Origin of the sequence: Streptococcus vestibularis (genome assembly GCF_900636445.1) — a bacterium.
Lineage (GTDB): Bacteria > Bacillota > Bacilli > Lactobacillales > Streptococcaceae > Streptococcus > Streptococcus vestibularis.
This window is the reverse complement of the sequence record NZ_LR134275.1, coordinates 994806-1007357: the sequence shown is the minus strand read 5'-3', so window position 1 is coordinate 1007357 and position 12552 is coordinate 994806. Positions and strand designations below refer to the sequence as shown.

Below are 12552 nucleotides of genomic sequence, written 5' to 3'. Positions count from 1 at the left end.
GAACCCCTTTCTTAGTGTATAATGGAAGGGTATTTTAAATTTGGGAGTGCCTATGAAGTTTACAAAAAATCAGTTCATTTGGATGGCTGTGCTGTTTTTCAGCTGTTTCTTGATATATACCTATTGGGAAACAGTTGTTTCGATTTGTAACACGATATTTGTCGCCAGTCAGCCCTTCTTAGTTGGAGCGGGAATTGCCTTTGTGGTCAATATCCTGATGTCTTTTTATGAAAAAATACTGGTCAAGTTTATACCATTTGGTTTTATCACTAAAATTAAACGTCCCGTTTCCCTGCTCTTGGCTTTTGCGACCATCGGTTTGGTCTTTACTTGGGTAGTATTCACTGTCCTTCCTGATTTGATTGACAGTATCAATACCTTGATTAGTCAAGATCGCTCGGCTATTAATAATTTGATTAATTGGTTACTTAAGAACAAATCTTTGCAGAAGGTTATCCAAGACCTGGGTGGTGTGACACAGGTTAGAGAGCTAATCAATAGCTACAGTGCTCAGTTACTTCAACAAATCATGACTGGTTTGACGAATTTCTTGACTTCCTTGACTAGCCTACCGTCAACTTTGATTAATCTCTTTATTAGTGTTGTCTTTTCTTGCTATGTCTTAGCTGGGAAGGAGAAACTTGGTAATCAGGTTAATCGCTTAGTAGATGTCTATTTGGGGCGTTATGGTAAAACTTTCCACTATGTGGTTGGTATTCTAAATAATCGTTTCCGCAATTTCTTTGTCTATCAGTCTATTGAAGCCTGCATTTTGGGGACCTTATGTTATATTGGGATGCGTATCTTTAATTTTCCTTATGCTGCGACCATTTCTATCCTGATTGGCTTTTCAGCAATGATACCAGTTGTGGGTGCCTATATTGGTGTTACCATTGGTACCATTTTGATTATGACTCATTCCGTGACCTTGGCACTTTTGTTTGTTGCCTACGTGGTTATTCTGCAACAGTTTGAAGGAAATCTCATCTATCCCTATGTGGTTGGTGGTTCTACCGGACTTCCAGGCATTTGGGTTATCTTTGCCATTACCATAGGATCTGCCTTAGCGGGGATCTTGGGTATGTTGGTTTCCGTTCCAGTAGCCGCAACCCTTTATCAGATTGTTAAGGATAATGTGGTTACACGCGAAGAAGCCAAAGCAGTTGCTTCTTTAGAAAATAGTGATTAATTCAAACAGACTTCGGTCTGTTTTTTCGTGTTATAGTATCAGATTTCAATAATATAATTGCAATCGTTTTCTAAGTGTTAAACTATGAGTAAATTGAACAATACAAGGAGATAAAAGATGACTTATACATTTCCGAAAGAATTTCTCTAGGGTGGTTCAACAGCTGCCAACCAGTTTGAAGGTGCTTATAACCTAGATGGTAAAGGTTTATCTGTCCAGGATGTGACTCCAAAAGGTGGTGTCCCTTTTGAACCTGGGGCTTTGAATCCTTTGATTACTGAAGAACCAACACCAGATAATCTAAAGCTAGAAGGTATAGATTTCTATCACCGTTATAAAGAGGACATAGCACTTTTGGCAGAGATGGACTTCAGGGTCTTTCATATGTCAATTGCATGGTCTCGTATTTTCCCAAATGGTGATGATGCTGAGCCAAATGAAGCAGGACTAGCCTTCTACGATAAAGTCTTTGATGAATTGGCTAAGTACGGCATTGAACCACTTGTAACCTTGTCTCACTATGAAACACCTCTAAACTTGGCGCGTGAATACAATGGATGGACTAATCGTAAAATTAATTGGTTTTTATGAAAACTATGTTTGCACCGTCTTCACACGTTATAAAGATAAGGTCAAATATTGGTTGACCTTTAATGAAGTGAACTCTGTTCTACATGCACCGTTCATGTCAGGTGGTATTGCAACTCTCATGGAAAAGCTATCTAAACAGGAACTCTACCAAGCAGTCTACCACGAATTAGTCGCTTCAGCTTCAGCAACCAAGATTGGTCATGACATCAACCCTGATTTTAAGATTGGTTGTATGGTTCTTGCCATGCCAGCTTATGGAATGACAGCTAATTCTTTGGAACAGTTGGCTATTCACGAGTTTGAAAATCAAAACTATCTCTCTCGGATATTCATGCACGTGGGAAATATCCGACTTACATTAAAGGATATTTCAAAAAAGCATAGTATTGGAATACAATTTGCCCCTGGCGATGATGAAATTTTGAAGAATATCGTTGATTTTATTTCATTCTCTTATTACATGTCTGTCGCACAGCATACAATACAGAAGACTATACGATTGGTAAAGGAAATATTATGGGTGGTGTTGAAAATCCCTACCTTGAGAAATCTGAGTGGGGTTGGGGCAATTGATCCAATCGGTCTTCGTCTAGTTTTGAATGACTTCTATAATCGTTATCAATTACCATTGTTTATCGTCGAAAATGGTTTGGCTGCCAAGGATGTCCTTGTCGATGGTCCTGATGGTTCAACAGTTGAAGATGATTATCTTCGAAAACACTTGATGCAAGTCAGTGAAGCTCTTCAAGATGGTGTGGAGCTTTGGGGTTATACGACTTGGGGGACAATTGATTTGGTTTCAGCCTCAACTGCAGAATTTAGTAAACGTTATGGTTTCATCTACGTTGATCGAAATGATGATGATAGTGGTAGCTTGGCACGTTATAAGAAAAAGTCATTTGCTTGGTATAAATCTGTTATCGTAAGTAATGGTGCTGCCCTTTACAAATAGAAACTTGTTAAGAATCTCAGCAAAAGCTTGAGATTCTTAATTAGTATTTTAGTACAATGTTGATAAATAAGGATTTCGTTGGATATATTTGTGTTATGAGTATCGAAATACCATATATTGTAATTTATGTTATTTAACACATTTTTTGAAAAAGTGGTAGAATAAAAGTGTGAAAACGTTCTTATATTTTCTGAAGAAGTGGCTAGTCTATTTCTTTGCTTTTCCTACTTAGATGGAGGTAGCGATAATGAATGATTTGAAAAAAGTTCTCTTAGCTGGAATCGGATTGACTGCTATGACAGTAGATAAAGCTGATAGTTTTGTCAAAGAGTTGGTTGAAAAGGGGCGCTTGACTGTTGAAGAAGGTAAGGAACTGGAACAAGAGCTCAAACGTCAAAGTAAGGAAGAAGCTCAAGAATTTTTAGCTAAACTCGATGCCAAGAAAACTTCAGTTGAGTATGCGACTAAGGAGGATGTGAAACGTCTTGAAGAAAAACTTGACGCTTTGCTCAGTCAAAATAAATAAAATGTAAGGAGACTAAAATGGCAAGTAAACGATTGAGACATGTGTTGAAGGTTTTCTCGTCAGTTGGTCTCCTTTCTTATCGTGAAAAGCATCTTCCTCAAGACCAACAGACAACACCTGTCAAGCTCCGCCAAGCCTTTGAGCAATTAGGACCTAGTTTTGTTAAAATTGGTCAAATCCTATCCACGCGCTCTGACCTTTTGCCGGAAAACTATATCAAAGAATTATCAAAGCTCCAGAGCTCAGTTCCTCCCTTGAATAAAGAGGAAGTCATGACTGCCATTAAGAGAGAATTACCCAATGGGCTTTCTGACAGTTTCCTTGATTTCTCGGAAGAGCCCTTGGCTTCTGGTTCTGTAGCTCAGACTCATAGGGCTAGATTGTTGTCTGGTCAGGAAGTGATTATAAAAATTCAGAGACCAGGTATTGATAAGGTCGTTAAGGAAGATATTCAGCTTCTCATTAAGCTTGCACGGCATATACCTAAGCATTTTATCCCTATGGTCGATGTTCAAGAGGTTCTGGAAAATCTGCGTGAAACCCTAATCAAGGAACTTGATTTCAGGAATGAAGCAGAGGCCATGAAGCGTTTTAAGGCAAATAACAGGGCTGTTGCTTGTCTAGGTGTCCCAGAGGTCTATGATTCCTTTACGAGGCCACACCTCATAGTCGAAGAGTACATCGATGGGATTCCCCTTAATGACTACAGCCAACTGATTGAGGTTGGCTATGACCTGGAAGACGTGGGTAAGAAACTAATGCTGTCATTTATCAAGCAAGTGTTCAAGGATGGCTATTTTCATGGTGACCCTCATCCTGGAAATCTGTTGGTACGTGATGGCAAGATTTGTTTCATTGACTTTGGAATTATGGGTGAGTTGGAAGCGGGGATGCGTGCGTCCTTAAATGACATCTTATATAGTTTTACTGCTCAGGATGTTGACGGCATGACTAAGGCTATTTTGTCAGTTACTCAGTTTGATAATGGTCTAAATCGTGCAGCTCTAAGTCAGGATGTGGAGCAGATGCTGGGCCGTTATTCTGGTGTAGAACTAGGCAGTCTGTCGATGACAGATTTGCTTGAAGATTTGCTGGCTATTTTCCAGAAGAATCATCTTAAAGCCTCTTCTCAAATTACTATTTTGGAGAAATCTTCGATTCAAATTGAAGGTATTTTTCGAGAATTAGCACCAAATATGGATCTGATGACCCTGGCCAAGGATTACTTCCTAGAGAATATGGGGCCGGATATGCTTAAGCAGACCCTAAATAAAGAGACTATCTTGATTGAACTCTTTTACCTGCTTCGCAATGGAAAAAATATTCCACGTCGCCTGCATCAGCTCTTGGAGCAGATTTTAAACGGACGAATCGTGCTTAACCATGATTTTATTGACTTTTCAGGTAGGGTTAAAGTCTTTGAGAAAGTTTTAAATAATCTGGTTTTAGCCTTGCTGACATTGGCATTTCTTCTGTCTGGTGCTCTTTTGTCCAATAAATCAGATTTTCAAAATCTTGCTTGGCTATTTCTTGGAATTGGAACTTTCCTAGCTTTAGTTACCGTAGGTCGTATAATATTTAAGAAAAAAGGATAAGGTATGATGGAAACAACTAGGCCTGAGCTTGTGGCTTATCAAAAAGAACGTTTAGCTAAATTTGTAAGTGAAAATCAAAAGTTAGACAAGGGACAAATTGTTTTTGCAGGGGACTCTATCACGGAGTTTTTTGCATTGAAAAAATATTTGGGTCGAGAGTTTCCCTTGGTAAACCGCGGGATTGCAGGAACAGACTCGGTTTGGCTTTTAGAACATCTTAAAGAGCAAGTTTTAGATTTGGAACCCAGTAAATTGGTTATCTTGATTGGAATTAATGACATTGGACGAGGTTACCCCATTCAAGATGTCGTCAATCGTATTTCCGATATTATCATGACAGTTCGACAAGAATCTCTATATACAGAAATTTACTTGCTAAGTGTCTTTCCCGTCAGTGAAAGATTGGAATATGCTTCGAAGGTTAAAATTCGAAACAATGCTACTGTAGGTGAACTTAATCAACAACTAGCAGTCCTACCTGGCGTGACTTATGTCGATCTTTTTGATTACCTTACGGATGCTCAAGGACAGTTAAATGCCAACTATACAACTGATGGTTTGCACTTGAGTCCACAAGCTTATCAGGTCATAGCAGAACCAATTATAAAGGAGATTTTAGAATGAAGGTAGGCTTAGTCCTAGAAGGCGGTGGTATGCGTGGTTTATACACAGCTGGTGTCTTAGACGCCTTCTTAGAAGCTGGGATCAAGGTGGATGGCGTTGTCTCGGTATCTGCTGGAGCACTTTTTGGTGTCAATTATCTCTCTAACCAACCCAAAAGAGCTCTTCGCTATAACAAGCGATTCATGGGGGACCGTCGTTACATGAGTTTCTGGTCATGGCTGACAACCGGTAACTTCGTTAATAAGGAGTTCTCCTATTATAAGGTTCCTATGGAGTTAGATGTTTTTGATCAGGAAGCTTTTGCTGAGTCTGGTGTTCCCTTCTATGTGGTCACTACAGATATTGAGACGGGAAAACCAGACTATATTAAGATTGATCATGTCTTTGAGCAGATGGAAGCCTTTCGTGCAAGTTCCGCTCTACCCTTGGTTTCTGAAATAGTCGAGTACAAGGGCAAACGCTACATGGATGGTGGTCTGTCTGATAGTCTTCCCATTGATTTTATGGAAAATATGGGATTTGATAAATTCGTTGTGGTTTTAACACGCCCTAAGTCTTATCGTAAACAACCTTCTAAAACTAGCAAGCGGATTTACAAGCTCTTTTACCGCAAGTATCCTGAATTTGTTGAGGTGCCTTCAAATCGCCATATACACTACAATAAGAGTATTGAGAAGATTGAGACTTTGGAAAAAACTGGAAAAGTATATGCCATTCGTCCAGAGCATGCTCTTGAAGTTGGTCGATTGGAAAAGGACCCAGAAAAGTTCGAAGCTATTTATCAAGAAGGATTGGAACAAATACGTAATGATATGTCCAATCTCAAAATATTTCTTGGAGATAACTAAAAAACGTGCTTTTCTGGGCACGTTTTTTTTAGTTATGTGACTTTAAGTCCGTTTCGCTCCGAAGGTGCGAAACAGATAAACCACCCGCTATGCGGGTGCGCATCGAAGGTTATACCGTCATAACAAAAAAACTCCAAACGAGTTACAATATAGGTGTTCAAGCCAATTGTAAAGCGGAAGGAGTTAAGACTATGGCGCAAAAAGCTCACAGTTTATCACATACAAAATGGATGTGTAAGTACCACATTGTATTTACACCTAAGTATAGACGAAAAATAATCTATAATCAATATAGGAGTAGTCTGGGAGAGATTTTTCATAGACTATGCCAATATAAAGGCGTTGAAATAATAGAAGGCCACTTAATGCCAGATCATGTCCATATGTTAGTAAGTATTCCACCACGAATGAGTGTAGCTAGTTTTATGGGATATTTGAAAGGTAAAAGTGCATTAATGATGTTTGATAAACACGCCAATTTAAAATATAAATTTGGGAACAGACATTTTTGGGCAGAAGGTTATTATGTAAGTACGGTAGGACTTAATGAAGCCACAATTAAGAAATATATTCAGGAACAAGAGAAGCATGATATCGCTTTAGATAAATTAAGCGTGAAAGAATATGAAAATCCCTTTAGGGATAACGGTAAGTAATGCGAATGCCTCTTTGAGAGGCTTGTGACGAGTCAAAAGCAATAAGGCTTGAACAAAGTGAAAGCCAGCGTCTTTAGGCGCTGGCTGGTATTATGGGCTTATAGCCCTTGGTCAAACCACCCGTTAGACGGGTGGTTATGATTATTCATTTGTCGAGCTTGACAACGTTCGTTGAGTTTTTGACGACGCTTCTTTTCATTGTTGAAAATCAGGTAGATAACGTAAATTGGCAACAGGAGGAAGCAGGGTCGCGGACTTCATCAATATTATCTTGCCAAAGGATATCACCGGTGTTTGCATCAATCAAAAGAGATGATTTAGGTCTGTATGTCTCAGTGGCTTCCTTGTAACCTGCTTTTTGTGCAATATCTCCCAGTTGGTCAGCGAATGACAGACTGGGAGATATTGTCAGACTAGCTACTAGAAGGAGGCCCAACAATTTCTTTTTCACAAATAGTCTCCTTAAGTAATAACGTATTGTCTGATATATTAATATATTTTATTGTTTATAAAACGTTATACCGTAGTATTATAGCATAGATTTCAGCAATTTTAGTTTTCTATTTAAAATCAGAAAAAAACGTGTCATAGACACGCTTTCTTTTATTTATGTTGTTCTCGAGCCAGACGTCGTTCTTTAACTTTCTGAAGACGTCCCTTTTCATTTAGATAAATCAAGTAGAGAAGTCCAATTGGAACAAGGCAGAGTAGCCAGAAATAAACTGGGAGTTGGCCATTATTTGTTGCTTTTGTAGCCTTTTTATCTTTTTGCTTACTTCCAAAATCGAACCATCCCTTAACTTTTGTAGCTTTAACAGAAGTAGCCTTGATATTAGGTGATACTGTCTTCAGACCATTATCAATAACAATTTGATCATCTTTAACAGAGATTTTAGGGTCTTTGCCTTTTTTGACTGTGGCGTAGACATCTTTTTCGACATTGTATTTTTTACCGTCGATTTCTTGTTCACCCTTGCTAAGAACTTTCTTGTAAGAGAAGTCTTTATACATTTTCTCAACGAGAGCATTACCAAAGGTATGACGAATCTCTTCACCTGTTTGGTCAGACCAATCACCAGAGCCCATGATGACAGCAATCATACGTTGATTACCACGTTTGATGGTGTCAATATAGTTGAAGGCACCTTCTGGGCTAGATCCTGTCTTCAACCCATCAACCCCATCAATTCCGTATTTGGCACCTGGAATAGAGTAGTTGTAAGTCTCGAAGGTTTCCTCGTAAGGTGTTCCCTTCTTAACTGTGACAACAGGTTTGCTAGTGTACTTGAGAATTTTTGGGTATTTCTTGATGAAGTTATAGGTCATGATAGCCAAATCACGCGCAGTTGTTTGGTTGGTTTGGTTGTTATCGTAACGTTGAGGACTGTAGTAACCTTTGAAGGCAACAGCAACGGCACCAGAAGCGTTAAACCATTTGGTATTGGTCATCCCCAGCTCTTTAGATTTTTCATTCATCATGTCTAGCCATTTATCAGGATTATTATTGGTCAAGTAGTTGGCTAGCATCACAGTTGTAACGTTAGAGGATGGCACCGCTGTCATGGTAATGAGCTCTGAAACCGTGTAGTCAACACCAGCAACAATCTTGTTGTTGGAGATTTCATAAATATCGGCAATAGCTTGGTCTGTAGGAGTAGCTGTAATAACAGTATCTTCTGAAATTTCTCCTTTGGACATGGCTTCGAAGACCAAGTACAGGGTCATAGCCTTAGACATAGAGGCTGGGTCACGGATTTCATCAGCATTCTCCTCCCAGAGGACATCTCCGGTAGTTCCATCAATTAATAGAGTAGATTTAGGACGATAGGCCTCTGTCGCTTCAGTATAACCAGCAGCGCGTGTAATATCCATTAATTCATCTGCACTAGACAAACTAGGGGCTAGGGCTAGACAAGCTGATAAAAGGATGGAAACAATTTTCTTTTTCATAATGTGTCTCCTTTATTTTATATTGGTTCTGTCGTAGGCAGAACCAATATAAATACTTTAATAGAATTTATGTATCAACCAAATTTAAAAAGACAAATTTGATGGTGATAAACACTTCCATTATACCATATAACATACTGTGTTTTCGTAATATTTTATATTTTAATACAATTTTTAGAATCTATAGTGTTTTAAAAATAACATACTTTTGATGACAAAAAAACGAGCTGAGTTGCTCGTTACTCGTTATCTTTTATAGCTGTGACTTGATGGTAAATCATAAACCATGTCTCATTTCGGCGCCAGATGCTGGTATGGAAATTGCCTCCCAGTTCGTAACTAATTAATTTCGTTTTTTGACTAACAGATGTCATCTTGAAGCTGTCAAAGTTATTGAGAAGTGGTTGATGATTGGCAATGACTTTCTCACGTGTGTGATGATGACCATTTTCATCAATTAAGTAGAAGTCAGGTGCTAAGAGGTTTTCGTAGTCTGGAATCTTTGATAAGATAATCTTTTCATTCCGAGTGAGTTTGCGAAGTACATTTCCATAAATTTCGTCTTCAGGAATTGCAGCAGGCTCTACATGGACATCAGTATCATAGACAGAAAAACGCTTACTGAGGATTTCTTCAATTTGTTCAGTAATGGCGTGACTCTCGTAGACGGAGAGGTCAGGGTTCATTTCAACAACGATATCAAGATAGATATTACTACCATAGGAACGTCCACGTTGCTTTTTAACTTTGGTAACTTTGGGAATCTCCAGAATGGCTTTTTCATAGGCCTTAAGATTCCTCTCATCAAAACCATCTGACAAGCTGAAGGTTGCTTCCATGAAGATACCATAGGCTGTCTTTAGGATAAAGAAGGTGATGATAATAGCAGTAATATAGTCGATGATGGTAAGGTTGAAGGATGCTGCAAGAATGGCGATTGATGTTCCAATAGAAGTTACGGCATCGGAGAGATTGTCCTTAGCAGCAGCTATCAAAGCACTGGATTTTAGCTTTTTAGCAAGTCTTTTATTGTATAAGTAAACGCCACACATGACGAGAGCAGATAGGACACCGACAGTGGCACCAAGTGGATCAACGACAGTTTCTTCTCTCAAAAAAATCTTTCGAACTGTCTGAATTAGGACTTGGAAGCCTACTACGAACATGATAAAGGAAGTAACTAGGCTTGATAAGTCTTCAATCTTCCAATGACCAAACCTATGATCTGCATCGGCTGGTTGACTAGCCAGGTGCAATCCAATGAGTAGGGCGACATTCCCCAAAATATCAGATAAGTTGTTAAAACCATCAGCAATCAATGAGCTAGAGTTTAAAAAGTGTCCAGCAATAAGTTTGGCAATGGTAAGAAGTAAGTAGGCTGCAATGCTGACAATAGGCCCTCGTTTGGCTGCCCTTAAATTTTCATACGTCGTCATAGATTTACCTTTTTGTTTAAATATAAGTATTTATTATAGCACAAAAGAATAGTTACTTAAAGCCTGTAATACATTGATTGTTAATATGAATCGCCTTTTTAAAAGGAAAAGATTGAAGAAACAGCTATCACATAGTATTTTTCAGTATTTTCCGAATATTATCTACAAATTATGGTATAATTTAGGGTGTATAATAATCTAAAAGAGGTTTTTATGGAACATTCGACATGGCACAAGCTTCTGAAAGAGGAACTGCCGGATCATTATTTTTCAAAGATAAATCAGTTTATGGATCAGGTTTATAGTCAGGGAACGGTTTATCCCCCACGAGATAAGGTATTTAATGCTTTGTTAGAGACTCCTTTTGAAGAAGTTCGGGTGGTAATCCTTGGTCAGGACCCTTACCATGGGCCTAATCAGGCTCAGGGGCTTTCGTTTTCAGTTCCTGAGACGATTCCAGCTCCACCTTCTTTGGTTAATATTCTCAAAGAATTGGGGGAGGATCTTGGTCCTAGAAGTCATCATGATTTAACAACCTGGGCCGAGCAAGGGGTGCTATTGCTTAATGCCTGTCTGACTGTCCCAGCTGGTCAGGCAAATGGACATGCTGGTCAGATTTGGGAACCTTTTACAGATGCTGTTATTAAGGTTCTTAATCAAAAGGATACTCCTGTAGTCTTTATACTTTGGGGTGGCTATGCTCGTAAGAAGAAAGTGCTAGTGACTAATTCTAAACATGCCATTATTGAGAGTGCCCATCCGAGTCCCTTGTCGGCCTATCGTGGTTTTTTTGGCAGCAAGCCATTTTCAAAAGCCAATGCCTACCTTGTATCTCAAGGCCAATCCCCAATTGATTGGTTGAAGTAAAATAGAAAGTTGGAAGATTATGTTACTGATTAAAAATGGTCGTGTTGTAGACCCTAAGTCTGGTTTGGATACGCAAGCTGATGTTCTTGTGGACGGTAAAAAAGTCGTTAAAATTGCTGAAAATATCGATGCTGGAGATGCCCAAGTTATCGATGCCACTGGTCTTGTGGTTGCTCCTGGTTTGGTGGATATCCATGTTCATTTCCGTGAGCCAGGTCAAACCCATAAGGAAGACATTCATACGGGTGCCTTGGCAGCGGCTGCAGGTGGTTTTACAACAGTTGTGATGATGGCTAATACGAATCCAACGATTTCAGACAAGGAAACTTTGAAAGATGTCTTGACTTCGGCAGCTAAGGAAAATATCCATGTTAAGTCTGTTGCGACTATTACAAAGAACTTTGATGGTGAAAACCTCACTGATTTCAAGGGTTTGCTTGAAGCCGGTGCTGTCGGATTCTCAGATGATGGTATTCCATTGACCAATGCTGGTATTGTCAAAAAAGCCATGGAGCTAGCTAAGGAGAATAATACCTTTATCAGTCTTCACGAGGAGGATCCTGATCTTAATGGTATTCTCGGTTTCAATGAAAATATTGCTAAAAAAGAGTTTCATATCTGTGGGGCGACTGGTGTAGCTGAGTACAGTATGATTGCGCGTGATGTCATGATTGCTTATGATACACAAGCCCATGTTCATATTCAACACTTGTCGAAAGCTGAATCTGTAAAAGTCGTTGAGTTTGCTCAAAAACTTGGAGCACAAGTCACTGCTGAAGTAGCGCCACAGCACTTCTCAAAAACTGAAGACCTCTTACTCTCAAAAGGCGCTAATGCCAAGATGAACCCACCACTTCGTTTGGAATCTGACCGTCGGGCCGTCATCGAAGGGTTGAAATCTGGAGTCATCTCAGTCATTGCCACAGACCACGCGCCACATCATGCCGATGAAAAGAATGTGTCTGATGTGACTAAAGCACTATCAGGAATGACTGGTCTGGAAACCTCTCTATCTCTTGGTTTGACTAATTTAGTTGAAGCAGGACATTTAAGTTTGACAGAACTCTTGAAAGTAATGACTAGCAACCCATCTGATCTTTATGGCTTCGATGCTGGTTATTTGGCTGAAAATGGACCAGCTGACCTTGTGATTTTTGCAGACAAGGAAAAACGTCAGGTTACAGCAGACTTTAAGTCTAAAGCAGCTAATTCACCATTTGTAGGCGAAGAACTTACGGGCAGTGTTAAATACACTATCTGTGACGGTGAGATTGTTTATCAAGCCTAAATAGCAGATCAGAGCAGGGCACATCGAGAC

At 39.3% G+C, this 12552-nt stretch carries 12 protein-coding genes and 1 pseudogene; 10 read left to right on the top strand and 3 right to left on the bottom strand.

All coding sequences use genetic code 11. The features are described 5' to 3' along the window. Positions 1 to 52 precede the first annotated feature (52 nt). The 8 genes and pseudogenes from EL076_RS05110 to tnpA all read left to right on the top strand — a co-directional run bounded on the left by EL076_RS05110 (position 53) and on the right by tnpA (position 6981). Positions 53 to 1189 carry an AI-2E family transporter gene (locus tag EL076_RS05110; RefSeq protein ID WP_003092608.1) on the top strand — a complete coding sequence of 379 codons (1137 nt, stop codon included), beginning with the start codon at positions 53 to 55 and terminating at the stop codon, positions 1187 to 1189. Positions 1190 to 1399: 210 nt separating this feature from the next. After that, positions 1400 to 1780, top strand: a pseudogene (locus EL076_RS10275) (family 1 glycosylhydrolase); the annotation flags it as partial. Continuing rightward, positions 1743 to 2732, top strand: a complete 990-nt coding sequence (locus tag EL076_RS05105) for a family 1 glycosylhydrolase (protein WP_232009620.1) — start codon at positions 1743 to 1745, stop codon at positions 2730 to 2732. The pseudogene EL076_RS10275 and the gene EL076_RS05105, both read left to right, overlap by 38 nt. A gap of 247 nt (positions 2733 to 2979) precedes the next feature. Then, complete coding sequence (locus tag EL076_RS05100) at positions 2980 to 3258, top strand: phasin family protein (protein WP_003097136.1); 279 nt, start codon at positions 2980 to 2982, stop codon at positions 3256 to 3258. Between the two features lie 17 nt (positions 3259 to 3275). Beyond that, positions 3276 to 4853, top strand: a complete 1578-nt coding sequence (locus tag EL076_RS05095; protein WP_003097138.1) for an ABC1 kinase family protein — start codon at positions 3276 to 3278, stop codon at positions 4851 to 4853. A gap of 3 nt (positions 4854 to 4856) precedes the next feature. Continuing rightward, positions 4857 to 5477, top strand: a complete 621-nt coding sequence (locus tag EL076_RS05090) for an SGNH/GDSL hydrolase family protein (protein ID WP_003097139.1) — start codon at positions 4857 to 4859, stop codon at positions 5475 to 5477. After that, on the top strand, positions 5474 to 6325 hold the full coding sequence (locus EL076_RS05085; RefSeq protein ID WP_003097140.1) for a patatin-like phospholipase family protein: 852 nt from the start codon (positions 5474 to 5476) through the stop codon (positions 6323 to 6325). Before EL076_RS05090 ends, EL076_RS05085 begins: the two co-directional genes overlap by 4 nt. Before the next feature lie 191 nt (positions 6326 to 6516). Next, positions 6517 to 6981: an IS200/IS605 family transposase gene (tnpA, locus tag EL076_RS05080; RefSeq protein ID WP_002883780.1), complete on the top strand. Its 465-nt coding sequence runs from the start codon at positions 6517 to 6519 to the stop codon at positions 6979 to 6981. A 208-nt stretch (positions 6982 to 7189) separates the two neighbouring features. On the opposite strand, the gene EL076_RS05075 is transcribed toward tnpA, so the two are convergent. The 3 genes from EL076_RS05075 to EL076_RS05065 all read right to left on the bottom strand — a co-directional run bounded on the left by EL076_RS05075 (position 7190) and on the right by EL076_RS05065 (position 10367). Then, positions 7190 to 7432: a hypothetical protein gene (locus tag EL076_RS05075; RefSeq protein WP_232009619.1), complete on the bottom strand. Its 243-nt coding sequence runs from the start codon at positions 7430 to 7432 to the stop codon at positions 7190 to 7192. A 152-nt stretch (positions 7433 to 7584) separates the two neighbouring features. Beyond that, complete coding sequence (locus EL076_RS05070) at positions 7585 to 8931, bottom strand: D-alanyl-D-alanine carboxypeptidase (RefSeq protein ID WP_003092721.1); 1347 nt, start codon at positions 8929 to 8931, stop codon at positions 7585 to 7587. Between the two features lie 239 nt (positions 8932 to 9170). Continuing rightward, positions 9171 to 10367, bottom strand: a complete 1197-nt coding sequence (locus tag EL076_RS05065) for a cation diffusion facilitator family transporter (protein ID WP_126429504.1) — start codon at positions 10365 to 10367, stop codon at positions 9171 to 9173. Between the two features lie 213 nt (positions 10368 to 10580). On the opposite strand from EL076_RS05065, the gene EL076_RS05060 reads away from it, so the two are divergent. Both EL076_RS05060 and EL076_RS05055 read left to right on the top strand, forming a co-directional pair. Beyond that, positions 10581 to 11234: a uracil-DNA glycosylase gene (locus EL076_RS05060; protein WP_003092476.1), complete on the top strand. Its 654-nt coding sequence runs from the start codon at positions 10581 to 10583 to the stop codon at positions 11232 to 11234. Positions 11235 to 11253: 19 nt separating this feature from the next. Further along, positions 11254 to 12522, top strand: coding sequence for a dihydroorotase (locus tag EL076_RS05055; protein WP_003092772.1), 1269 nt, complete (start codon positions 11254 to 11256; stop codon positions 12520 to 12522). The last annotated feature ends 30 nt before the right edge of the window (positions 12523 to 12552 follow it).